General features: G+C 68.4%; 19 protein-coding genes and 2 pseudogenes. 13 read left to right on the top strand and 8 right to left on the bottom strand.

Annotation, left to right across the window (positions count from 1 at the left end; genetic code table 11):
• The first annotated feature begins 135 nt into the window (after nucleotides 1-135).
• Nucleotides 136-441 (top strand): DUF427 domain-containing protein, encoded by a 306-nt coding sequence (locus HD593_RS41180; protein ID WP_185107760.1) that lies wholly within the window; start codon nucleotides 136-138, stop codon nucleotides 439-441.
• Nucleotides 442-999: 558 nt separating this feature from the next.
• Here the strand turns inward: HD593_RS41180 and HD593_RS41175 are convergent.
• Nucleotides 1,000-1,671 (bottom strand): DNA-3-methyladenine glycosylase family protein, encoded by a 672-nt coding sequence (locus tag HD593_RS41175; protein WP_246549321.1) that lies wholly within the window; start codon nucleotides 1,669-1,671, stop codon nucleotides 1,000-1,002.
• 217 nt (nucleotides 1,672-1,888) lie between these two features.
• Between HD593_RS41175 and HD593_RS41170 the strand changes: the two genes are divergently transcribed.
• Nucleotides 1,889-2,635 (top strand): SDR family oxidoreductase, encoded by a 747-nt coding sequence (locus HD593_RS41170; protein ID WP_185107756.1) that lies wholly within the window; start codon nucleotides 1,889-1,891, stop codon nucleotides 2,633-2,635.
• An 898-nt stretch (nucleotides 2,636-3,533) separates the two neighbouring features.
• The gene (locus HD593_RS41165; RefSeq protein WP_221525244.1) at nucleotides 3,534-4,172 is read left to right on the top strand and encodes a sigma-70 family RNA polymerase sigma factor; all 639 of its coding nucleotides are present in this window, start codon (nucleotides 3,534-3,536) and stop codon (nucleotides 4,170-4,172) included.
• 437 nt (nucleotides 4,173-4,609) lie between these two features.
• On the opposite strand, the gene HD593_RS41160 is transcribed toward HD593_RS41165, so the two are convergent.
• Nucleotides 4,610-5,197 (bottom strand): GNAT family N-acetyltransferase, encoded by a 588-nt coding sequence (locus HD593_RS41160; protein WP_221525243.1) that lies wholly within the window; start codon nucleotides 5,195-5,197, stop codon nucleotides 4,610-4,612.
• A 271-nt stretch (nucleotides 5,198-5,468) separates the two neighbouring features.
• On the opposite strand from HD593_RS41160, the gene HD593_RS41155 reads away from it, so the two are divergent.
• From HD593_RS41155 to HD593_RS41145, 3 genes are all read left to right on the top strand, one after another.
• The gene (locus tag HD593_RS41155; protein ID WP_185107754.1) at nucleotides 5,469-5,849 is read left to right on the top strand and encodes a nuclear transport factor 2 family protein; all 381 of its coding nucleotides are present in this window, start codon (nucleotides 5,469-5,471) and stop codon (nucleotides 5,847-5,849) included.
• A 9-nt stretch (nucleotides 5,850-5,858) separates the two neighbouring features.
• The gene (locus tag HD593_RS41150; RefSeq protein ID WP_185107752.1) at nucleotides 5,859-6,680 is read left to right on the top strand and encodes an isocitrate lyase/PEP mutase family protein; all 822 of its coding nucleotides are present in this window, start codon (nucleotides 5,859-5,861) and stop codon (nucleotides 6,678-6,680) included.
• Between the two features lie 146 nt (nucleotides 6,681-6,826).
• Complete coding sequence (locus HD593_RS41145) at nucleotides 6,827-8,128, top strand: MFS transporter (RefSeq protein ID WP_185107750.1); 1,302 nt, start codon at nucleotides 6,827-6,829, stop codon at nucleotides 8,126-8,128.
• Between the two features lie 1,070 nt (nucleotides 8,129-9,198).
• On the opposite strand, the gene HD593_RS41140 is transcribed toward HD593_RS41145, so the two are convergent.
• A complete protein-coding gene (locus tag HD593_RS41140) occupies nucleotides 9,199-10,254 on the bottom strand; it encodes a LuxR C-terminal-related transcriptional regulator (RefSeq protein ID WP_185107748.1) in 1,056 nt (351 codons plus the stop codon).
• A gap of 75 nt (nucleotides 10,255-10,329) precedes the next feature.
• Here HD593_RS41140 and HD593_RS60670 point away from each other — a divergent pair, with 75 nt between their 5' ends.
• Nucleotides 10,330-10,956 (top strand): MarR family winged helix-turn-helix transcriptional regulator, encoded by a 627-nt coding sequence (locus HD593_RS60670; RefSeq protein WP_221525242.1) that lies wholly within the window; start codon nucleotides 10,330-10,332, stop codon nucleotides 10,954-10,956.
• Between the two features lie 17 nt (nucleotides 10,957-10,973).
• Here the strand turns inward: HD593_RS60670 and HD593_RS41130 are convergent, their stop codons facing one another.
• The 3 genes from HD593_RS41130 to HD593_RS41120 form a co-directional block, all read right to left on the bottom strand.
• Nucleotides 10,974-12,071 carry a hypothetical protein gene (locus HD593_RS41130; RefSeq protein ID WP_185107746.1) on the bottom strand — a complete coding sequence of 366 codons (1,098 nt, stop codon included), beginning with the start codon at nucleotides 12,069-12,071 and terminating at the stop codon, nucleotides 10,974-10,976.
• Nucleotides 12,072-12,174: 103 nt separating this feature from the next.
• Nucleotides 12,175-14,223, bottom strand: a complete 2,049-nt coding sequence (locus HD593_RS41125) for an ATP-binding protein (RefSeq protein WP_185107744.1) — start codon at nucleotides 14,221-14,223, stop codon at nucleotides 12,175-12,177.
• An 806-nt stretch (nucleotides 14,224-15,029) separates the two neighbouring features.
• Complete coding sequence (locus HD593_RS41120) at nucleotides 15,030-16,412, bottom strand: FAD-binding oxidoreductase (RefSeq protein ID WP_221525241.1); 1,383 nt, start codon at nucleotides 16,410-16,412, stop codon at nucleotides 15,030-15,032.
• Nucleotides 16,413-17,003: 591 nt separating this feature from the next.
• Here HD593_RS41120 and HD593_RS63835 point away from each other — a divergent pair.
• Nucleotides 17,004-17,132 (top strand): annotated as a pseudogene (locus HD593_RS63835) (helix-turn-helix domain-containing protein); the annotation flags it as partial.
• Nucleotides 17,133-17,285: 153 nt separating this feature from the next.
• A complete protein-coding gene (locus HD593_RS63830) occupies nucleotides 17,286-17,765 on the top strand; it encodes an integrase core domain-containing protein (protein ID WP_312904473.1) in 480 nt (159 codons plus the stop codon).
• Between the two features lie 124 nt (nucleotides 17,766-17,889).
• Here the strand turns inward: HD593_RS63830 and HD593_RS41110 are convergent, their stop codons facing one another.
• Entirely contained in the window at nucleotides 17,890-18,618 is a 729-nt protein-coding gene (locus tag HD593_RS41110) for an AAA family ATPase (RefSeq protein ID WP_312904080.1), read from the bottom strand.
• Nucleotides 18,619-19,210: 592 nt separating this feature from the next.
• Between HD593_RS41110 and HD593_RS65355 the strand changes: the two genes are divergently transcribed.
• Nucleotides 19,211-19,369 (top strand): RapZ C-terminal domain-containing protein, encoded by a 159-nt coding sequence (locus HD593_RS65355; RefSeq protein WP_185112435.1) that lies wholly within the window; start codon nucleotides 19,211-19,213, stop codon nucleotides 19,367-19,369.
• A gap of 210 nt (nucleotides 19,370-19,579) precedes the next feature.
• Here HD593_RS65355 and HD593_RS41100 read toward each other — a convergent pair whose 3' ends face one another.
• A complete protein-coding gene (locus HD593_RS41100) occupies nucleotides 19,580-20,341 on the bottom strand; it encodes a TetR/AcrR family transcriptional regulator C-terminal domain-containing protein (protein ID WP_221525238.1) in 762 nt (253 codons plus the stop codon).
• A gap of 94 nt (nucleotides 20,342-20,435) precedes the next feature.
• Between HD593_RS41100 and HD593_RS41095 the strand changes: the two genes are divergently transcribed.
• From HD593_RS41095 to HD593_RS65350, 3 genes and pseudogenes are all read left to right on the top strand, one after another.
• Nucleotides 20,436-21,398 carry a zinc-dependent alcohol dehydrogenase gene (locus HD593_RS41095; protein WP_221525237.1) on the top strand — a complete coding sequence of 321 codons (963 nt, stop codon included), beginning with the start codon at nucleotides 20,436-20,438 and terminating at the stop codon, nucleotides 21,396-21,398.
• A gap of 474 nt (nucleotides 21,399-21,872) precedes the next feature.
• Entirely contained in the window at nucleotides 21,873-22,289 is a 417-nt protein-coding gene (locus tag HD593_RS41090; RefSeq protein ID WP_185107738.1) for a helix-turn-helix domain-containing protein, read from the top strand.
• A gap of 18 nt (nucleotides 22,290-22,307) precedes the next feature.
• A pseudogene (locus HD593_RS65350) lies at nucleotides 22,308-22,586 on the top strand (universal stress protein); the annotation flags it as partial.
• Nucleotides 22,587-22,597: the final 11 nt, after the last annotated feature.

Below are 22,597 nucleotides of genomic sequence, written 5' to 3'. Positions count from 1 at the left end.
TTCCAAGGCATGGAAAGGAGGGAAAGCCCGTTCCAACACGAACGTCTAGCCATGCGCGCAAGCTTGCTGGTGCCCACCCTGGGCCGGTCACGAGAGCGGATGCGGCCAGGTAAAGGATCGATGAGGGGAAACGAAATGAAGGCAGTGGTCGGGGAGACCGTCGTGGCCGAGGCCGCGAACGACGCGGTCGTCAGGATGGAGGGAAATGTCTACTTCCCGCCGGACTCGGTTGTGGCCGGCGTGCTCCGCGACAGCCCCACGCCCTACACCTGTCCATGGAAGGGGAGGGCGCAGTATCACGACGTCCTGGTCGGCGAGACGGTGCTCAATGACGGGGCCTGGTCCTATCCGGACGTCAACGAGTCGGCGGTGGCCCGTGTCGGCCGTGACTTCAGTGGCTATGTCGCTTTCGACGGGCGCCAGGTTCGGATCGAGACCTGACCGACCACGACGATGACCGAACAGCACATGCGACAGGCGAACCTCCAAGATCTCGCGCAGGAGAGCCTCGCGCCACCTGGTTCGGATGCACCTGATGAGCTCCGAGATGTCGCTCTCGGCCATGCACGCATCACTGCAGGCCGTACGCGAGGGAACACTTCAGGCAAGCGCTGGTGCAAGTGGTGAGGAGATCTTGTCGGACCTCGATCGTCGAGTCCGGGTAGCTGTCCAACATCGCCGTAACCACCGAAGTCATCTCGCTCGACTTCCCTTCCCATCTCACGACCGGGGTGAGCCCACTCCTTCGGCCGGTTGGCCCGTCTGTCTGTAGCGTCTCCCGATCGAGGTCTTACGCGGATCGAGATGAGGGACGAAGGGGCCGCGGCACGTAAGGACGGACACCCGCATCACCAAGCAGGGCGGGAAACGACCGCAGGTCTCCGGTGACCGACGCCTGTCACCTTGGCACCGGGCCTCCGGCGCGACACACACGCACACTCTAGACGTGGACTATGAAGTCCATTAGCAGGCGTCAGATCGACTCGTCACGCGTACCAGTCAGCGAGGCGCAGGAAGAACGACGGGGTGCAGCTCCCACACGTAACCCCACAGGTACGACGTGGCATACGATCGATACGGTTGCCACGGCTCACCCCGCTGCTGCGCGGCCTTCGGTGTGATCACGCTGTCGAGTTGATCGAGTACGGTGATCGCCTTGCGCACAGTAAGGTCACCGGCCGGGAAGATGTCGGGTCTGCGCAGGTAATGCAGCATGAACCGTTGCGCGGATGATGGACCGATACCGGGTACAGCCACGAGGGCGGCGTGGATTTCGGCATCCGTCATGGTCACGAGTTTGTCCGGCTCCAGCAGACCGTCATCGACGCGTTCGGCCAGTGCGCGGATCGTCCTGGCTTTCTGGTGAGACAGCCCGGCGTCGCGCAGGGTCTGCTCGTCGGCCGAGACGACACGCTCCGCGGTGATGGCGCCGCCGAATCGCGCGACCAGTCGATGGTAGATCGCCAAGCTGGATGCTCTGCTGAGCTGCCGCGAGGCGACGGCGAAGGAGAACCATTCGAGCGGACTGCCCACTGTAACGGGCAGATGCGCGTCATAGGCATCGATCGGGCCAGTGGACTGCACCCACCGGGCGAGTGAGTCGTCGAGCGAGCCCAAGTACTCAGCAGCTGCATGCTGCTCCTTGGTCGCACGCTTCCCCGTGCGAGTCATGGTCACGGCACCAGCCTGGCAAACTTGGACGCTATAGTCCAGTAGAGGTTTGTACGCCGGACGGACCGGCTAGACATCTCGGTACATCATGGGGGCAGAAACTGTCTCGCCGGCCTGCGAGCTCAGTGACCGCCGGCAAGTTCTCCGGCACGCCTGGCACCGACGCGATGCCCTTGGGCTGTCCAGCCGAACCAACAACGAAGATGGAGTGATTGTCATGTCGGCACGTACAGCCCTGATCACGGGCGGCACCAGCGGAATCGGGAAGGCGACCGCGTGGACTCTGCACGAGCGCGGTTACCGCGTCGCAGTCACCGGACATCGTCAGGAGAGCGTCGCTCGGGCGCGGGAGGAGTTGCCCGACGATGTCCTGGTCTTGCAAGCTGACGCCCGGTCGCTCTCGGACACTGACCGGGTCGTGTCCGAAGTCGGGGCGCAATTCGGCAATCTGACCACGCTGTTCCTGAACGCCGGCGTGAACCATCCGATGACGCTGGAGGCTTGGGACGAAGCCGCGTACGACGATGTGTTCGCCGTCAACACCAAAGGGGTGTTCTTCACCCTGGTCAAGGCGCTGCCGCTGCTGTCGGACGGTGCTTCGGTCATTGTCACCGTGGGGATCGGAGCGACACGCAGCCTGACAGGCAGCAGCGTCGCCGCCGGGTCCCACGGCGCGATGCTGGCCATGATCCCGACTCTGGCCCTCGAGCTCGCGCCGCGCCGCATCCGCATCAACGCGGTCAGCCCGGGAATGACCGACACCCCGATGACGCGGGCCTCGATCCGGACGGAAACCGAAGACGTCGCGGGGACGATGACGGCGATGGCCGAGCACAACCCGTTCGGCCGCCTCGGGACGCCGGAAGACGTCGCCGGGACGGTCGCTTTTCTGGCTTCGGACGATGCTGCGTACGTCACCGGGCAAGAGATCGTCGTGTCCGGGGGTGCAGGCTTGGCCATCTGACCGAATCGTCACAGGTTGGCAGATCCGTCTCTGCCCGCATTCGGGGTGGGGCCGTTGCCGCGCCGGTCAGGCTGGACAGATCCGGAAGCAGCGGCGGGTCGGCCCAGCGGCCCGAAGGTGGCTGGGCTGCCACTTCGCCGGCGATGGCGAGTCAGCCAGGCGAAGGTTCGTGCTGCCACCCACCTGCGCGGCAGCACGTCGAAGCCGCCATCCTGTCACTCACCAGGACATACCTTGCAGGATCTCCGCTTCCGACATCCAACTGCGGCAGAGCCGCATCGCAGAGGAGTGAAGAGGCATGGGCGCGTTCGAAGGCCGCAAGCTGATCGCCGTCGGCGGCAGCAGCGGCATGGGACGGCAGAGTGCCCCACTCCAAGCAGATGGGGGAGTGGTTCCCCGCTGACAGGACACTCTAGCCAGGCATCCAAGGCATGACTCGACCAGGTGGACGCGTGGACAACACAGCGCACACCGCATCCGGCGATCAGCGGAATGATCACTGGGCTCGACTGGACGCCTTTCTCCAGACCGATCCGCGCGGCGCGGGCTGTGACGAAGCCATGGCAATGCTGGACGTCTACGCGGAGCTGCTTGCTGCGGGCAACGACCCGAGCGAGCGGTTCCCGGACATCCACCCCCGCACACCTTCTGGCCTGTGGTCCATGCGTCCAGGACTTGGAGGGCCTGCTGTCAGCGCTCACAGGGCCGGCCTCATCTCGGCGGGGCCTGCTGTAGCCCAATAAACCGGACTACAAAGTCCTATAACTTGGTGATCTCGCAGAGTATCTGGCATCTGTGTGGACTATATCGTCCAGATACGATGGACGTAGACGTGGTGTCGGGAGTGACTCGACCAGCGCGTACACGGATTGTGCTGCTCTGACGAAAGAGGTTTGCGGTGGACGACGCGGAGATCGATCAAGAGAATCGCCGATGGGTGCAGGATCTCGCCGGCGCAGGCCCGCGCAGAGAGGCGACATGCGCCGAGTTGTATCCCTTGCTGCTCCGCGTCGCGCGTTCCGAGGCACGTCGACGCGCCTCCCTCCTCAAGCTGGACGGCCCGGAACTCGAGGACATCGCCCACCAGGCCGCCGCTGACGCGCTGATGGCCATCACCGGGCGGTTGGACAAATTTCGGGGTGAGGCGCGGTTCACCACGTGGGCGAGCAAGTTCGCGATTCTCAACGTGGCCACGAAGATGAACCGCCACTTCTGGCGTCGCCACGAGATCCCCTACGAACAAGAGGATTGGTCCAGGCTCGCTTCTCGGTTCGACGTCGGCCCCGAGGGTGAGGCGCAGGTCCGGGAATTCGCGGCCGCCGTCTCGGCTGCGGTGAACGAGAACCTGTCCGATCGCCAGCGGCTTGTGTTCGTTGCGACGGTCCTCCACGGCATGCCGATGGATGTTCTGGCCGACGAACTGGGCTCGACCCACAATGCGCTGTACAAGGTGCTCTTCGACGCCAGGAGGAAGCTCCGTATCGCGCTGGTGGCCGATGGCTACCTGCCTGAGGCACCTGCGAGCCGGTCGGTCTGAGAGGCGCCTGCTCTCGGACGCGAGGCCTTCATCGGTGCCATCGGGCGACTCGCGCCAGAGGGGGAGCATCGGGTTGGGGTCGATATCCCGAATGGACACGCGGCGTCTCCATCGCCAAGTCGGTACAGGCTGCGCAGCATGGCCAGGTGATCAGCCGGCCCGCCGTGAGCTTCTTCGGCCGAACGCCTGCGGAGTCAGGGGCCTGCGCCTCTGGCCAGGATCGACGGTACCCGCGTGGTGTCCGGCCTGATGGACGCCACGGTGTGGGCGAAGACCAGGGGCATCGCGGGTGCAGGCATCGCTCCCGAGGAAACCGGCGTGTGCGAGGTCCGTGAAGCGCGGGGGAGTCAAACGCTCGCCACGGCGTTCTCGGTCCGGGCCGGCTCAGGGCAGGGATGTAGCCATCTCGCTCGAGAACGAACAGGCGTGAACCGGGATCAGCGTTCGACGGGGTCCGGCTCTAGCGCGGAGATGTCCAGGTCGCCCTTGCGGAGCCGGAAGACCTGAAGACGCAGCTCATAGTACTTCGTCGTTTCTCCGACCCACTCCATCCCGATGCGACGGGCGGCGCGTGTACCGCGATCGTTCTTGGGCCGTACGACGGCGAAGACCTCTTCCTCGCCGTTGCTGAAGGCATAGTGGGCCAGAGCGTGACCCGCCTCGGCCGCCAGCCCGCGGCCCCACGCCCAGGGAGCGAGCTGGTAGCCCAGCTCCAGGTCGTCGCCCTCCGGCGGTAGCGGAAGGATCTGCCCCGAGCCCGCGACACGCCCGCTCTCGGTCTCTTCGATCACCCACCGGCCACTCGGGCGCCCTTCGGATCCCAGGGGTGCGGCGATCCATCTGGTGATCATCGCCCGCATCTGGTCGAGATCGTTGACGCGATCCATGGCCGGGGCCAGCCACCGGGAGACCTCCGGGCTGCCGTAGATGTCGAGCGCCTCCGCTGCGTCTGCTTGATGCCACGGACGCAGCCGCAACCGCGGTGTGCTGATGGTCGAGCCGACGATGGTGACCTCGTGAGACAACGCTGCTCCTCGACGGGGGAGGGGACACGCCCAACGGGGCGCTCAGGGGTTGATTACACTACGCCGGATCGGACGAAGCCGTCCATCTAAGCTCCCAAGTGGAGCCACCTCGGCTCCTGCTCTCGACGCTTGCCTAGTGGTGCTGCGTTATCCTAACTTGGACTATATAGTCCTATTAGTGGATGTCGGCGAGGCCGGGTGCCGCGTAGACGGCGGGGAAACGACGACCCGGCCGTGGTGAACGCCGAATCGCATGAAGAAGGAGCGAGAGATGAACGACACCAAGTCGTCGGCCGAAGATCTGGCGATCCTCGAGCAGCTGAACCTTGACTACAACCGTTCGGACCAGGCCGGCGACGCAAAGCGCCTCGGTGAATTCCTCGCTGAGGATTTCATCGTGCAGACACCGGGTGTCACCCGTAACCGTGAGGAGTACCTCGATGACATCGCCAAACCCCGGCCCTTCAAGGATCAAGTGCTGCACGAAGTCAAGATCCGAATCCTCGGCGATGTCGCGCTGATCCACGGCAGGGTGACGTACACCATGATCGCCGATGGGGTGGAGCACGACGCGCTGTACACGGACGTCTACCAGAAGCGTGAGGGTGTCTGGGTCTGCGTCTCCGCCTGCGCGATCGCCCCGGGCGCCTGACCCGCCGCCATGTCCGACGTTGCGGTCCAGGCGCGGTACGAACAGTTCGCCGAACTCCACCGTGGCCCCGGCACGTTCATCATGCCCAACGCGTGGGACGGCCCTTCGGCCCTGCTCTTCAAGGAGGCCGGGTTCATGTCCATCGCGACCTCTTCAGCTGTTCTCGCCGCGACCCTGGGCCGGCTCGACGGCATCCACGCCGTCAGCCGTGATGAGCACCTGAACCATGCCGCCCTGCTCACGTCCGTGAGCGGCCTGCCGACCAACGGCGACTTCGAGGACGGCTACGGCGAGACTCCCGAAGACGTCCGCGCCACTGTCGACGCTGCCGTCGCCGCCGGTCTCGCCGGCATCGGAGTCGAGGACACCACTGGTGACCCCTCCAACCCGATTCGCGACTTCGACGACGCGGTCCGTCGCATGGAGACCGCCGCCGCGGCTGCGCACGGACGGATCGTTCTGACCGGACGGACGGACAACTTCCTGTGGGGGATTTCCGACCTCGATGACACCGTCCGCCGCCTCTCCGCCTACGCGGAGGCAGGGGCTGACGTGCTCTACGCGCCGAGCCTGCCGGACCTGGCCGCCATCGGCGCAGTCGTCAGGGCGGTCGCCCCCAAGCCGGTCAACGTCCTCGTCGGCCCCCAGGACGGGGTTACCCTCGCGGATCTCCAGACGATCGGTGTCCGCCGGATAAGCCTCGGGGTCGACCCCTACACGCACGCTCTCGGAGCAACACGGGCGGCTGCGGCGAAGCTCGCGAAGGGAGACCTGACAGCGCTCGCATCAGATCTCAGCTTCGGCCACCTCATCGACCTCATCAAGGGCTAACACGGCCGCGCAGCCCTGCACTTGACGCATTGAGCCAGATCTCGACGCGAGCCGTTCCGGCCGCCCGCGAGGGCTCGTGCAGAAACGCCGTGGCGCGCTTGCCGAGCAGAGCCCGGCCAGAAGCATGCGATCAGCCAGGAGAACACATGATCGAAAACGAAGAGCCGACGCTGACGCACCACGCACCGCAGATGCGCGTGGTCACGGCATCCTCCTGTACCGCGGCCGTCCGCGTCCCGGCCCAGCCTGTAGCCGCCCGCGCTGCTGCCACTGGTGCGGAGCTCGGTAGCAGGCGGGGCTGGGCGTCCGTCGGTGCGGTCGCGCTCGGCGCGTTCGTCATCGTCATGACGGAGACGCTGCCGGTGGGGCTGCTACCGGAGATCGCCGACGGGCTGCATGTCTCGCTCGGCCTCGCAGGGCTGATGGTGCTCGTGCCGGGCTTCAGCGCGGCGGTGTCGGCGCCGCTGTTCTTCCTCGGCTCCGGCCGCTTCAACAGGCGCTCCGTCATCGTCGTCCTGGGGCTGACGGTGCTGGTGTCGAACGCGGTCGTCGCGGTGGCGCCGGGCTTCGTCCTGGTGCTGATCGCCCGTATGATCTTTGGCGCCACTCTCGGAGCCTTCTGGACCGTGGTCTCACCGGTCGGACCCAAGCTGGTGGGCCCGGCCGGCGGCACTCGCGCCATCACCATCATCGCGGCCGGTATTTCAGGCGGGACGGTGGTGGGGCTGCCTGCGGGACAGTTCCTCGGCAACCTCGTCGGCTGGCGTCTCACGTTCGCCATCGCGGCGGCGGCGACGCTGCTCGTCGTGGTTGTGCAGGCAGTCGTACTGCCGGCAATTCCGCCGGACGGGCGTACGCACCTGCGTGATCTCGTGGGAGTCGTGACGCGGCGGGCCGCCCGGTTCGGGATGGCGGCGGGCGCGATGGTGTTCATCGGACAGTTCGCCGCCTGGACCTATGTCACCCCGTTCCTGATGGACCACACGCATCTGTCCAGCGGCGTGATCTCCCTGCTCTACATCATCTACGGCTGCGGTGGCGTCGCCGGCTCACTCATCGCTGGATCGCTGTTCAAGCGCGGAGTGATCGGCAGCTTCGCCGGGGCGGCGGCGGTAGTGGCCGCCCTGCTCATCGCGCTGGCGAGCGTGGGCGCCACACCTTGGCCTGCCGGCGTGTTGCTCGTGCTGTGGGGCTTGTTCTGGGGAATCGTGAACCCGGGAACGCTGGTCTGGATCCTCGACGCGGCCCCGGAAACCCCCGAGGCCGCATCGGCGGTGAATGTGACGAACCTTCAGATAGCCCTGGCGGCAGGGTCCGGCCTCGGCGCGATCCTGGTCTCGTCGACAACCTTGCAGACGGTGTTCCTCACAGCGGGCTTCATCGTCCTTGCCTCCGCCGTACTCGCCTTGGTGGCGGGGCGGGTCGTAACACTCGTCCGGCGGGGATGAGGGGACCGGGGGGGAGGCAGGGAGCTCACACCGCCCCTCGGCTCATCCCGCGCTGACCGCCAAGGGCCAGGCGGCGCGACGGCTTCGTCGAACGAGCGAGATCGCGAAGTCAAGCGCTTCAGCGAGTTCCTCGCCGAGGACTTCATCGTGCATGGAGCGAAGCAGGAAGCTCTGTACACGGATACGTACCAGAAGCGTGAGGGGACCTGGGTCTGCGTCTCCGCCTGCGCGATCGCTCCGGGCGCCTGACGGCGCCTGCGCAGCTGCTGGTCGCGGGCAACAAGCCGAGACCGTACGGTGAGTCCGCCCTCGTGATCCTTTCCGGCACGCCCGGCTGCGGACGATGGAATGCCTCCCGAGGGCTCATCTGAGGAGGCTCACCGCACGATCTCGGCTACGTCGTCGTGCGCACCGCGCAACCCCCAGAAGTGCTGGCATGGTCCCGAAAAGAGGAAGACGACTCGATGCAACACGTGACCCCAGCGACCAGTCTGGGCAACCGGGACAGAATGCTCCGGCCGGCGTTCGTTTCCGCAGCGGTCTCCCCGGCCGAGGCATGCAACCGGACGCTGCGGTTCTGACCGGAGCGTGCGCCAGGGCGATGTGACCAGCGGATATCGCTTGACATGGGTGGTGAAGGCGGGCGTCGATACCGACCGCCCCGGGCCGGCCGGTGGCCTCGGAGCGTCCCCGCTGCGGCCCCCGTATCGGGTCTCTGCGGGCCGACCGGGGCACGGCGATCCTCACTCCGGGCCGCCCGACGGCGACCGGCACGGTGATGGGCCGGGGAGGGGGAGCGCCGCAGGAAGCGCGACGTCGGGTGTCGACACGAACGACATGGCGAGCTACAGCATGCCCACTGCCCAGCTGTCCAGCACCAGAGCGAACGTCTGCTCGTCACCGTCACGCAGCCGCTGGACCAGAACCCCATCCAGGGGCAGCTCGCGTGCGCGCTTCATCTGCATTCCCTGCCGCTGATCAACTGAGGGGTCAGCTTAGTGCAGTTGGGTACATGGCCATTGCATTCATATCCATCTCCGTAAGACTTTCTTCACCCGCCCGTACAGGCGTCACGGGACGATGCTCGGCAGGTAGTGCTCATCGAGAATATGGGACACGAGCTGCCCTCGGCTGCGCACGCCGACCTTGGCGAAAATGGACTTGAGGTGGTCCCGCACCGTGCTGGTGGAGATGCTCAGCTCGGTGGCGATTCCGGCGGACGGCATACCGGCGATGACCCGCTGCAACACGTCCCGCTCACGGGGAGTGAGGGCGTAGGCGAGCATCAGCAGTTGGGAGATCTCCGAGGCAGGGGCCGCCTGGATGACGACCGAGACATCCGCCGCGTCACCCCCGTCGAGCGGGGAGCCCCAGAGCGACAACCAGCGGCCGGTTCGCGTACGGACCCTGGCGTGGGCACGGGAGCCGTCGCCGGCGCGGGCCGCCGCCGCCACCTCGTGCACGGCGATCCGGAACGGCGGCAGTTCCTCCAGATTGCGGCGGGCGGTCTCGTTGGCGGCCAGCGTGCCCCCGCCTCCGTCCAGAATCAGGACCCCGGGACCGCCGGTATCGCCGCTCACCCCCACCGCCGCGTCCCTGCGGCACGCGGCGGTCCTGAGCGCCACTGCGACGGGGGTGGAGATGGCCTGAAGCAGGTCGGCCTCACTGTCGGTGAAGTCGGCCCGTCCGCCGCCGCGGAACATGGACACGCTGCCCCAGCACCTGCCGTCGGCCACGAAGACGGCCCGCATCTCGTGCCGCGCCTCGATGAGGGACAGCACCGAGCGGAACCGGTGGCTGGCGGCCAGGTCGCCGCCGGTGCTCTGACTGAGGATCGCCACCGTACGACGGGACCTGGCCAGGTCGGCGAACTTGCCGAAGTCCTCGACCAGGTACTCGTTGAACACGGCTGGGGCGACACCGGTCGCGGGTATCGCGTCGGATACCACGTCGATGCGCAGCAGCGTCCACGGATCGATCGTGCTGAAGCAGTACGCGTCCATGGGAACGGCGCGGCGCAGCCGCTCGGCGAGCCTGCCGCGCAGGGTTCGCGAGTCCAGGTCGAGCCGGCAGATCGCCGTGATGTCGAGAACGGCTTCGCGCTGTGTGACAGAGAGCCTCGTCATGGGCGGGCAGCCTATCGGTCCAGAATCCGGACAATCCCATATTTCTGGGATACGCCTGTACGAGACCGCACCCGCATGGTGTCTGTCGATCGACGGCCGTCCACGATGTTCCGCTCGACGGCCTCGGCGGGTACGGCCTCACCGGTCCACGTCCACGAGGACGAGGACGAGGACGAGATCGTCGTGCTCCTGTCCGGCAGCGGCATCTTCTGGGCCGGGCACGCGGCTGACCGTTCTCGCGGGACGAGGCCTGGCAGGTCCTCCTGCACGCACACGACCACATCGGGCGGAAGATCGAGGCCGGTCTCGCCCCCGCTGAACGTGAGCATGGCGGAATACAGCGTCCTGTCCCTGCTCGCCCGGGCCGGTGGCGCCGGCATGCGCATGTCCGAGCTGGCCAAGCGCCGCGTGATGTCCACCGGCGGCTTCACCCGGCTGGCCGACCGGCCGGAGAACCGGGGGCTCATCGAGCGCCGGCGGGCGGCCGAGGACGGGCGCGGGTACGTCGCCGTCCTGACCGCCGAGGGGCGCACCCTCCTGCGCAAGGCCTGGCGGCAGCAGCACGCCGACCTGCGCCGCCTCTTCCTCGACCGGCTGGACGAGCAGGACCTGCGCGACCTGGCGCGCATCTGGTCGAGACTCGCCCCGGACTCCGGCGACGCCGCGGACGACGGTGGCCGCAGAAGCACGCGGGGGCGGTGATGCGGCGGCCCGCGCGTTCAGGACAGGATCTGCTGCAGGATGTAGACGATCACTGAGGCCACGATGCCCAGCACGTACTGCAGGATCGCCGCCGTCCTGATCGGCAGCGTGCGCAGCGTGCCGAAGTAGGCGTACGCCTGGAGGTCGTCCTCGGACCGGCCCACGCGGTTCAGCGCGTCGGACGGGCCGGCGGCCGGCGCCATCAGCGGCGCGATCACCTCGTCCAGGTGGCGGCGCACGATCCGCGACAACGTCACGTACGGCTGGACGCCCACGTACAGGGCGATCGCGGCGGCCGCCACCGGGAAGCCGAGCAGGAAGGCCCCGGCGGCGGGCCCGGGGTTGCGGGCGGCCAGGACCATCGCGGCGATCTCGATGGTGACGACGCCCAGCGCCATGGCCGCGGAGACCAGCGCGTAGCAGTGGCACAGCCGCACGATCGCGAACGTGCCGGCGGGGTCGATCCACGCCAGGCGGAGCCGGGTGTGCCCGCGCAGGCGCAGCGGCAGGTCGGCCACGGTGACGAGCCAGTAGAGCGTGTTGCCGCCGAGGAAGCCCATCCAGCAGTTGTGCAGGTAGAGGGCCGCGGTCGGCTCTACGACGTCGCCGCGCTGCACCGCGACGAGCGCCAGCATGCCCGCCGAGACGGCGGCCCCGGCGAACGCCGACAGGAGCTGGCCGGGCAGCCTCATCCGGCGGCGGAGCCAGCCGTCGAGCCGGTCCCGCTCGGGCGAGTCCGCGACCAGGTCGGCGAGCGGGACGACGAGTTTGCCCGCATGCCCCCAGGCGCCCCAGGCCAGGCCGAGCATGGCCACGCAGACGACCGTCGTCGACAGGGCGTACAGGGCGCTGCGCGCGTTGCCGAAGACCTGGCCGGGTGCCATGAACGCGAGCGCCAGATCGGCCAGGTACGGCCAGGCCGCCATGGCCGTCACGGACACGCCGGCGGTGAGCCAGGTGACCCGGGCGCCGGGCAGGAGCACCGCCACCAGCCGGGCGAGTGCCACGATCACGGCCCGGCGGTGGCCCTGCTCCAGCGTCCCGGCGAGGCGATCGGCGAAGCCGGGAACGGCGCCGCCCGTCGGCGCCGGGCTTTCCACCATGTCATGCGCCAAGACGGGCAGCTCCTCTTCGCGGGATTCCGGAGAGCCGCAGCCTGCCCGGCGCCGGTGACCGTCCGACAGGCCATTCGCTGCCCATTTCCGGCCCGGGAAGCGGCTACGATGCGGCGGCGCCGTAGAGCTCCCGGTGCCACAGGTCGGCGCAGACGCGTTCGACGCCGGCCGTCAGGTGGCGGCGGTAGGTGGTGAACGGCAGGCCGAGCTGCTCCGCGGCCAGCTCCTGGGTGGGCGTGCCGTGCAGGAACGTGACGGACAGCGCCCGGTGGAACTTGACCGAGCGCGGATCCTCCCGCAGGTCGTCGACCGCCTGGCGGAGCAGGCCGCCGAGCGCGGTGGCCGGATCCTCCCCGGCCCGGTCGGCGATCAGCCTGGTGCGCGTCAGCGGGGAGGCGGCCAGCGCGCTCGGCCGGGACAGCTGGCGCAACGCCACGCGCACCGCCTCCGAGAACTCCGTCTGGGACAGCACCGCCAGCTCCGCGGTGGCGGTGTTCGGGCCGTCGGCGGAGCCGCCGAGGAGCAGACGGTTCATCCGCTCCAGCCACGCCTGCGCCGGCACCGCGCGCCAGTCGTGCGCGAACAGGGTGTGGGCGTCGTCGTCCAGCTGCGGCTGCTCGGGGATGATGCGCATCCCGTAGTGCCCGAGATGCCGCACCCACGTGCGGTCCGGCCGCCGCACGGCGATGTACGACCAGGCCATGCGCTCGGCGCGCAGGCAGTTGCCGATCATCCGCCACTGGATCAGGTCCAGCACCGGCGAGTTGGCGCTATGCTGCGGCAGCACCCACAGCCGGCTGACCGCCAGATGCTCGCCGGCGCGCACCGGCGTGGTGGCGCGGGCGTGCGCCCACGCCGCGGCCACCACGGGGTCGGCCGCCAGCTCCCGCTCGTCGAGCTCCGCCAGGCGCAGCCAGGCGGAGAAGGCCACGAGCTCGCCGGTCTCGGTCCGCCGATACAGGCGGAACGCCTCCGGCTGCCGTCCGGCCCAGAAGGCGGCGCCGGCCGCGGACGCCGGGCCCTCCGCCGCCGTGGCCACGCGCAGCAGCGCGGGGACGTCCTCCGGGCGCAGCACCTCCTCCTGGAACTCGCCCTCGTCGCGGCAGCGGTCGAAGTCGGTCAGCGCCCCGTTGTCCCGATGCAGGTAGAGCAGCGCGGCCACCGCGCCGAGCACGTCCGCGTCGCCCGCCGTGCGGACCCTCTCCGCCAGGTGCGCGTAGATGCGGTCGTGCATCACCGCATACCCCTCGGGGTCGCGCCACCGCAGGTCCGCCTCCAGCAGCTCGCGCACCACGTCGTGCGGGAACAGCCCGAGACTGCTCGACTCCACGAACGGCAGCCGCCGCAGCCACCGGAACAGCCTCCCGGCGTCCTGCGGCAACGCCGCCCGCAGCAGGGCCTCCGTCGTCATGTGGGCGTGCGCGCAGATCTCCAGCGCGTGCTGGTGCGCCGCCGACGGCAGCTCGCCCACCAGCTGGTCCAGCAGCGTGGCCACCACGTCCTGGTCCGGCATCCACCGCCTGCTCGCCCCGCCGTCCTTGACCGCCACCGCCGCCCCCAGCAGCAGCGCAAGCGGATGGCCGCCGGCGAAGGACAGCAGCGGGTCGCGCAGCTCGGCCGGCACCCCGCGGGAGTCCAGCAGGGCCTGCGCGTCCACCGCCGGCAGGTCCCGCAGCGCCAGCACCTCCAGCGCCCCGGCCCATCCCGGATCGGCCTGCCAGCGCATGTCCGGCGGGTACCGTCCGGCGATCACCACCAGAGCTCCCACGGGCACCCGCGGCAGGAACCGCTCGCGCAGCCACCCCTCCAGGCCCTGAATACGTTCGAAGCTGTCGATCAGCAGCACCGCGCCGGCGTCCTCCAGCACCAGCCCGGCCTCCGCCTCGAACGCCGCCGGCGACGGCTCCAGCGTGCGCCCGTCCACCGCGGACACCTGCCTGCCCGCCATCGCGGCCTCGTGCGCGAGCCGCCGCAGCAGGGCCGACTTGCCGATGCCGCCGGGGCCGTGCATGTACAGGACGCTGCAGCCGCCGCCGTACAGCGCCGCCTTGAAGACGGCGACCTCTTCCTCCCGCCCCACGAACGCCAGCTCGCGCGCCGCCTCCAGGCGCGATCCCAGCAATCCGGTCGTCTTGCTACTCTCCGATGACATATCCCTGATCCCTCTCCGAACACCCGGCGCGGACTGCTCCTGGGCGCGGGTCCGACTTCTCGGACACGGCGGCCGGATTCTCGGCGAACCATCGACAGGTTCGGCCGGCCAAGAAATCAACAGGACGCACCATGGCATTTCACCACGATGCCCTTCCCACCCTATGAAAGGGCCGCGAGTCGCGGCCATACAGCTCGCTGCCCACCCCCGGTACAGCAGGCTGTGCCTTTGCCGCTTTTAAGTGTCATGAAATGAGAAATCACCTCATTTAATGCAAAGATCATTCATCTGATGAATTCTGGACTTTCAGGTGGGCTTGGAGTCGTCGGCGGTGACGCCGCTGCCCTCGTAGGGATCCGAGGCCCTCGATCAGGCCGAGGAGCTCGGGGTTGGTCGGCGGAGCGGTCGCGATGGACCTGGGCGATCTTGGCGCCGATCTCGGGGCCGGGGTCGTCGGTGAGGTCGTGGGAGATCGTGTCGGCCGCCAGTGGCAGGCCGATCGCGTCGATCTGGCGGTGCAGCGGGTCGTACATGTAGGTGCGGTAGTTGCTCGCCGAGCGTGCGCATCAGGTCGAGCGCGTGCTGGACCTGGTCCTGCGGGGTGTCGGGCTTCAGGGCGATGCGGACCTGGTGGCAGATCATGCCGGTTCCCTCGGAACGGCCCTTAATGCAATGATTTGTTGTGTTAAGTATTGTAGCCCTGAACGCACCTGTTGGTTTTAGACCCGCATAACGCCGTCGATCGGCTCGAACCAGCGTGCCGCCTCCTCGCGTCCGTATATCCGGAGATTTCCGTCCAAGCGTCGTCATGAGCCGATCGGCCGGACCGGGTGATTGGCCCTGATGATGTCCAGCGGGTCGTAGGTCTTCTTGACCTCCTGCAGCCTGCCGAGCACGTGCGCGGGCTCGAAGGCGAGCCCCTCGGCACGCCGTTCGGTGAAGTTGCGGTACGAGGTGGCCGCCCGCCAGGGCGTCATGGCCGCGGCAAGGGCGTCAAGGGTGGCGTTCACCGCGCCGAAGGCGCCGGCGTCAGGCGTAATCCCGGCCGAGAACACGGCGAAGGCGGCGTCCAGCGAGGACACCGCGCCGCCCTCGCTCGCTCCCGGAGCGAGGGCGCCGCCGAGATGCCGCGCCTCAAGGGTCAGCAGCGGGGCGTCGCGACCGGGACCGGCCACCTCCAGCAGCGCGGCCAGGGCCCCATCGGGCAGTCCGGTGAGCTGGAACCCGTCCCCGGCCGCCGGGGTGGGACCGGGCGGGTCAAGGTGGAGCAGGTGCAGGTCGGTGACGGGGGTGGGGGCGAAGGTGTCCATCTCGGGGGCGAGTTCCCGCAAGGGGGCCAGCAGATCGTCGGCCTGGCTCGGGCCGAGTTGCGCGACCGCCTCCACCGCGACCAGGCCGCGGCCGCGGAACGGCTCGGGGATCTCCTCCACCGGCGGGAAGCGGAGCAGCCGCCCGAGCGAGGTGACCGTGTCCGGGACGGTCGCGGTCCAGTCGCGCCAGCGGGTCAGCACGGCCTCGGCCCGCTCCAGCGGCCAATACATCGCGCCCGCGTACACCTGAGAGACAGGGAACAGGCCGAACTCCAGCTCGGTGATCACCCCGAAGCTGCCGCCGCCCCCGCGGATGGCCCAGAACAGCTCCGGCTCGTGTTCGGCGTCCACGCGCAGGACGCGGCCGTCGCCGATCACCACCGTGGCGGCGGTGACGTGGTTGGCGGCCAGGCCGTGGGAGCGGGCGAACCAGGACAGGCCGCCGCCGAGGGTGTAGCCGACCACGCCGACGTCGGCCGCGGTGCCGCCCAGGCCGGCCAGCCCGTGCCCGGCGGCGGCTTCGGTGACCTCCGCCCACACCACGCCGGCGCCCACGCGGGCCCGCCGTCGGCCGGCGTCGATGTGCACCTGTGCCATCTCGGACGTACGCAGCAGAATCGTGTCGTCAAGCGGGCCGAGCGGTGCGGCATTGTGCCCGCTGCTTTGCGGCGCCACCCGCAGCCCCAAGGTCCTGGCCGTGTCCAGCGTGACGGTCACGTCGGCGGCGGACCGGGCCAGCACCACCGCGGCCGGGCGCTGGTCCACGGCCAGTTGCCACGCGGACCGCCCGGCGTCCCAGCCCTGATCGCCAGGCAGGACCAGCACACCGTCGAGATGCCGGGCGAGCTGTACCAACTCATGAGGGGAAGTGTCAGTCACGGTATTCGGACCCTCCGATCGGGTTCGTTGTCCCGATCGAGGGTGCCGGGGTACGTGAGCGGGCCCCATCCCACAAATGAGGGATGTGCCGCGTGTGTGCCGCGTGGGAACCTGTGCGGTGACATGACTCGTCCACGGCATCTGACCTGGCCTTCTATCCTCAGCGCTCAGGTTTCTACGCCTGCTGTGTCTGCTGACGGTCCGGTTGTCCGGCTGGCTGACGCTTCTCGTGCGAGGCGACGCCTCCAAGGCCGTGGAGATCTTGGTACGGCGTCATGAGGTCGCCGTCCTGCGCCGTCAGGTCGCCCGGCCACGACCGGCCTGGGCCGACCGAGCGCTGCCGGCCGCAGAACGGCGATCTTGGCCGCCTCGCGCGACCGGCGCGGGAGATCCGCGCCGCCGGGCCGCGCACGGATAAGCCTGTGCCGCTTCATGACTCATCGTGTGGTGCTTGATCTGCGGCTTTGACCTCCAGGCGCCGTGCGAGCAAGATCGCGGTCTGTGTCGGTTCGTCTGCTGTATCTGACCTTGATGGCCTGGCATCGCCGCCTGATCAAACGCTCGTGAACCTACCCACACCGCGCCGGCCCTCCTGCGATGAGCAAGGAGGTCAGAGAGTTGGTCCTCCGGCTGGCACGTGAGAACCCCAGGTGGGGATACCGGCGGGTACACGGTGAACTGGTTCGGCTCGGCGTGCAGGTCAGCGAGGCGACCGTGCGACGAATCCTGCATTCGCGCCGGCACGGCCCGGTGCCACGAAACGTCGACATCTCTTGGCGGACGTTTCTATGGCTGCAAGCGCAGGGACTGCTCGCCTGCGACTTCTTCCACGTCGACACGATCTTCCTGAAACGCCTGTACGTGTTGTTCGTGATGGAGGTGGAAACACGACGCGTGCATATTCTGGGTGTCACAGCCCATCCCACCGGCGCCTGGACAGCTCAGCAGGCGAGAAATCTGCTCATGGCTTTCGGGCGCCGGGTCAGGTCATTCCGGTTTCTCATTCGTGATCGGGATGCCACGTTCACCGCCGTCTTCGACGAGGTCTTCACCAGCCTGGGCGTCACGGTGATCACGACTCCGCCACGGACGCCCCGAGCCAACTGCTACGCCGAACGCTGGGTCCGAACCGTCCGAGCCGAATGCACCGACCGCCTGCTGATCTACGACGAACGCCACCTTCGATCAGCCCTGAACGAGTACGCCGAGCACTACAACGCGCACCGCCCGCACCCGTCCCGCCGACAACGCCCACCTGATCAAGACGAGCACATCGTGGTGCCGCTGGAAGGCCGGATTCAGCGCCGACAGGTGCTCAGCGGAGCCATCAACGACTACCACCGCGCCGCCTGACCACCCCGAAGAAACACCAGCTCAGGCCACGTGCACGATTTTTGAAGCGGTACAGCTTCCGCCGCCTGCGCATCCAGATCTCCGATTAGGGAGGTACGGCTCTCGGGCAGGACCTCTGAAGGAGTCAGCCGTCTTCCGTCACGTACCGCAGGTAGAAGTCCGGCTTGGCGAGAAAGCGCCGCCAGTCGTCGACCAACTGAAGCTCCTCCCACCTCGTGGCCTGAATGCCGTGCTCTCCCAATTCGATGATCTGCGCGCCAGGAAGGCCGGCCAGGATCGGCGAGTGCGTCGCGCAGATGATCTGGCCGCCTTCGAGCGAGACGCGGTGCATGAGACCGAGCAGGCGAAGGCAGGATCGGAACGACAGGGCCGCTTCGGGTTCGTCCAGCAAATAGAGTCCCGGCCCGGACACCATGCGGTCGAGAACCGTGAAGAACCCCTCGCCGTGGGACTGCTCCGTAAGGTCGTCCTCCCAGAATCCAGGCATGCCGGACACGTTCTGACCCAGGTTGAAGAGTGTCTCGGCGCGGAAGAAGAAACCTCGTCGCTTACGTCGAGGACCGCGCAGGAGTTTGAGCCCTGTCGCGGTGAGTTCGGCGTCGAGCGCCTCTCCCAGCGGAGAGGGTATCCCTGTCGATGCGTACCTCGTACCGGCTTTGCCGCCCTCGGAGTTGATGCCGCACACGTCGGCGATGGCCTCGATCAAGGTGGATTTCCCTGAGCCGTTGTCCCCCACCACGAACGTCACCCGGTCGGTGAAGGTCAGCCCGTACGCCTCCAGATGACGGACCAGGGGCAGTGCGGCAGACCAGCCGGCCGGAGGGCGGGAAACGTCAAGCCGCGTCAGCAGCACGTCTACGCCTTTCCACCGCTTCGAGAAGCTCATATGTGTTTACGGACCGGTGTTTTGCAGTCCCCATCAGGATTGCACAGGGTCACGCCCATGAACCCCAAGCGTAGGCCCCGCTCGCGCCGGTGGTCTGCGAAGACCATCGCGCGGAGCCCTCCTCCCCCTCCCAAAGCATGGAATTACCCCTGCGGTACAAGTTCCCTCGACCTTGCTGTCCGCGCTCGCGCACTCTATGGGGGCCCACCGAGACCATTACCGTGCGCAGGTACAACAGCAACGGCGCGGAGCGGCTCGAAGCCTTCACCGGCCGCTTCGGTCATAAGGAAGCAAGCGCGGAGTGGCAGACTGGCATCGCCGAGACCGGTCGCGGTCGCATCGCGGTCTACCTGCACCACTGGAACTACTTCAACGACTTCCGCCGGAACTGCACGTGTTCGACGACCTCGACACCGCGCTGCACAAGCTCGCTGACGATAACCGCATCCCTCCAGGAATGGGGGTGCCCCGGTGGTAGACCGACGCCGCTGACGTCCGCGACCGGCTGCGCGACCCCGCGGCCGCCCGCGAGCTCATCGACAACCTCGTGGAGTACGCAATGCTCCCGGCCGGCCCGCGCACTATCGCCGTCGGGTGCGCCGGCGGCAAGCACCGAGCATGCGGTTTGGTGGAGATCCTGGCCCACCGCGTACGCGAGCGCGGCCGCGCCGTCAACGTCGAGCACCGCCACGCTCACCTGCCGCGCGTGCTGAAGTAGGGGCGTCCGGGACCGACTCAACCGGCCCGGACGCGCCCAGCATCCACCATCACGTCACGAAGCGAGCCCCGGTCCCCCTCAACTCCAGTTCGAGGGGGGCTCACTCGACCCCCGCCGCACCGCCGGCGCTCTCCGCGCGGCCGACCCAGGGGCCGCTCCCGGGCGACCGTCATTGAAGCCGGTCAGCAGCTTGAAGGGCGGCCAGGTGCGCTAATCGTGTGTGATGTCCGGGTTCTGGATCAGGGCGCGGAACCCGGTCAACAATGCCTTGAGGCCTACTTCGAACTCGTCGTCGCTGCTGACCTCCGCGAGGGCGTCGGCGTGCTGCACGATCAGGGGCAAGGCCGCGGCGTCTCGGGAGCGGTACAGCAGGCGCCGGTGACGGCTCTCTTCGGGATCTGACGAGTCCAGGCCGAGGTTGAAGTTCACCGAGCCGATGATGAAGGTGGCCAGCGACGATGCGGCGGCGTACGCGAGCCGGGGGCTGAAGCCGGCGCCGATGAACAGTTCGAGGGAGTATTGCACCCCGGCCAGCGAGTTGGGGCCGAGCCGCTCGGTCCCGCGAAGGAGCGAGGCCACGCCGGGGTGCCGGAGCAGGTGCTCGCGGAACAGGCGTGCGGACCACGCCGCCTTCTCGGCCCAGTCCGTGTCGCCGGGCGGAACCGAGCTCGCCACGCTGAGTGCCCGGTCGACCAGCAGGGTCACCAGTTCCTCGCGGTTGCGCACGTGGCGGTAGAGGGACGCCTGCGTGCAGCCGAGTCCCTCGGCGATGTTGCGCATCGTCAGCGCGGCCACCCCGCGCGTGTCGAGCAGGTCCATGGCCGTGTCGAGGACGGCATCGAGGGTCAGTGATCTGCGCCGCCGCCGCCGCGCCGGTTCGTTCTCCTGGGCAAGCCACCAGGCCGCCGTGCCCGGCCTCGGTTCCGCCCGCTGGTTCTTCCGCGGGTCATGCGGCGGCAGCTCGCCGGCCATGCCTGTCGTTGTGGGTTCGCGCACGGGACCACGATAAGGCCTAGGCGAACACCGATCACTTACCATAAGCTAACAGCGTTCACATAGTGGCGCGTTGAAGGGGATCATCATGCGCGCAGTGCGTAACACCGACCAGGGCATCCTCGTGACCGAGATCGACGAACCGGTAGCGCCCGGCGTACGCCTCACCATCGCCTCGACGGGCATCTGCGGGACCGACGTGATTTTCGCGGCCGGCGGCGTTCAGGGCTACACCGTTCAGGGCTACACCTACGGCCACGAGTTCGCCGGCACCGCCGCCGACGGCCGGAGCTATGCCGTCGAACCCTTGGTTTACTGCGGACAGTGCGACCAATGCCGCACCGGCCATGTCCAGCGGTGCACTGCCCCGGAGCACGGAACGCTCGGCATCTTCCGGAACGGCGGCATGTGCGATGCCGTGACGGTCTCGGAGAACATGCTCGTCCCGCTTCCGGCCGGCCTGGACGTACGCGACGCCTGCCTCGTGGAGCCGGCGTCAGTGGCCTGGCACGGCGTCCGCAGGGCGGCGCTCACGCCGGGCGAGCGGGTGGCGGTCGTCGGCGGCGGCAGCATTGGGCTGCTGGCCGTGGCCGCGGCCCGGCAGCGCGGCCACGACGTTGATATCGAGGTGCGCCACAAGCACCAGAGGATGGCTGCGGAACGTCTCGAAGCCGGCCCAGCCGAAGGCCTCTACGACGTCGTGATCGACGCCGCCGGCAGCGAGTCCGGTCTCGCCCGGTGCGCCGAGCTGGCCCGCCCCGGCGGTCGCATCGTGCTGCTGGGCGTCTACGTGCACACCGTTCCCATCCCGGGCGTCGCCAGCCTGGTCAAGGAACTCACCTACGTCAACTCCATCTCCTACAGCCGGCACGACGGCATCCGCGACACCGAACAGGCCGCAGCGTTGCTCGCCGGCAACCCTGCGATCGCGCAGACGGTGATCACCCACCGCTTCCCCCTCGACGATGCCGCAGAGGCCTTCCGCGTGGCCGGTGACCGGGCCTCCGGAGCCATCAAGGTCGTCCTCCACCCCTGACGGCCCTCTCCCCGTCGCCATCACCCGCTGTGGCCTGCGGCAACGCTCTCCTCGGGACTCATGGCAACCGCCCCGAGGCGAAGGCGGCACCGCGACCTCAAGAGGCACACGAAGATGCAGACGAGTATCCGACAGGGCCGGCACCTGCCAGGGACGGCACTGTGATCGACTTCGAGGGGCAAGGGTGGTTTCGCGTCCTCCGAGCGGCGCCGCCAAGCCTCGTAGTCGTCCAGGTCGTCGGGGTGAGCCTCGTTCCAGTTGGTGCTGCGCGCCCACTGAAACGAGAAGGGTGTGGACCCTTTCCAGGGAGCCTCTGAGCTGGTGGTCCGAGGGCTGGTGGGGTTGTCTCGTGTCTTCTACCGTTTCGGTAGGGAATGCGAGAGATGGCCGTGATGAGCTCGTTCCTGGAGGAGTTGGCGCGGCGTGAGAACCGCGGCTCGCCGTCGGGTGGAGGCGACTCGGGAGGAGATCGCTGTGCTGACCGAGCGGTTGGGGGCCGAGGAGCAGCTTTCACGGGTGGTGGTCGCTCGGGAGGTGGCAGAGGAGATCCTGGGCGAGACGGCTCGGCTGGCGGGGGCGGAGCTGGAGCCGGCCAGGGTGCGGCCGGATGGGTCGCCGATCGGGGTGATCACGGTGGGGCAGTGGGAGCCGGGGATGACGCCTGCGGTGTTGCCTCAGGCGTATCGGGACGTGATGGAAGTGATCACGGATGCGGGGCACGGGCTGCGGTCCAAGCAGATCGCGCTGGCGCTGGGGCTGGGCGATAGCGCCTCGACGGTGGAGGGGCTGCGGGAAAAGCTGCGGCGTCTGGTGGCTCGCGGGTGGCTGACGCAGGACTCGCCGGGGATATTCGCCCTGGTAGATCAGGTTTCTGACGTTCGGGAGGGGTGAAGAGCGGGCTCTCCACATGCGGAGGCGGCGCTGGAGTACGCGCTGGAACAGGCGTCGGCCCGCGGGACGCGGGTCCGCGTGATCCATGCCGTTCCGTTCCCCGCCCTCGCCCCGCACCCGGCGGGATACGGCCCCCTGCCCGCCACGAACGCCGATGGCGCAGGCAGGCGCTTGGCACTCTGGCGGGAGAAGTACCCCGAGGTCGAGATCGTCGAGTCGCAGGTGCACCGGCACCCGGTGCCCGCCCTGGCCGAGCCCTCGCGTACCGCCGGGCTGGTGGTCGTGGGCTCGCGCGGCCTGACAGGGTT

This window comes from Nonomuraea rubra, assembly GCF_014207985.1.
Taxonomy (GTDB): domain Bacteria; phylum Actinomycetota; class Actinomycetes; order Streptosporangiales; family Streptosporangiaceae; genus Nonomuraea; species Nonomuraea rubra.
Note: the sequence above shows the minus strand (reverse complement) of the source record. Positions and strands in the feature narration are given on the sequence as shown.

What these genes read in the sequence shown, in the direction of transcription:
- HD593_RS41145 (WP_185107750.1), top strand. Translation starts at nt 6,827, where the DNA reads ATGATCGAAAACGAAGAGCCGACGCTGACGCACCACGCACCGCAGATG.
- HD593_RS65355 (WP_185112435.1), top strand. Translation starts at nt 19,211, where the DNA reads ATGCTCCCGGCCGGCCCGCGCACTATCGCCGTCGGGTGCGCCGGCGGC.
- HD593_RS41100 (WP_221525238.1), bottom strand. Translation starts at nt 20,341, where the DNA reads ATGGCCGGCGAGCTGCCGCCGCATGACCCGCGGAAGAACCAGCGGGCG.
- HD593_RS63830 (WP_312904473.1), top strand. Translation starts at nt 17,286, where the DNA reads ATGGAGGTGGAAACACGACGCGTGCATATTCTGGGTGTCACAGCCCAT.
- HD593_RS41170 (WP_185107756.1), top strand. Translation starts at nt 1,889, where the DNA reads ATGTCGGCACGTACAGCCCTGATCACGGGCGGCACCAGCGGAATCGGG.
- HD593_RS41150 (WP_185107752.1), top strand. Translation starts at nt 5,859, where the DNA reads ATGTCCGACGTTGCGGTCCAGGCGCGGTACGAACAGTTCGCCGAACTC.
- HD593_RS41125 (WP_185107744.1), bottom strand. Translation starts at nt 14,223, where the DNA reads ATGTCATCGGAGAGTAGCAAGACGACCGGATTGCTGGGATCGCGCCTG.
- HD593_RS41140 (WP_185107748.1), bottom strand. Translation starts at nt 10,254, where the DNA reads ATGACGAGGCTCTCTGTCACACAGCGCGAAGCCGTTCTCGACATCACG.
- HD593_RS41180 (WP_185107760.1), top strand. Translation starts at nt 136, where the DNA reads ATGAAGGCAGTGGTCGGGGAGACCGTCGTGGCCGAGGCCGCGAACGAC.
- HD593_RS41175 (WP_246549321.1), bottom strand. Translation starts at nt 1,671, where the DNA reads ATGACTCGCACGGGGAAGCGTGCGACCAAGGAGCAGCATGCAGCTGCT.
- HD593_RS41155 (WP_185107754.1), top strand. Translation starts at nt 5,469, where the DNA reads ATGAACGACACCAAGTCGTCGGCCGAAGATCTGGCGATCCTCGAGCAG.
- HD593_RS60670 (WP_221525242.1), top strand. Translation starts at nt 10,330, where the DNA reads ATGGTGTCTGTCGATCGACGGCCGTCCACGATGTTCCGCTCGACGGCC.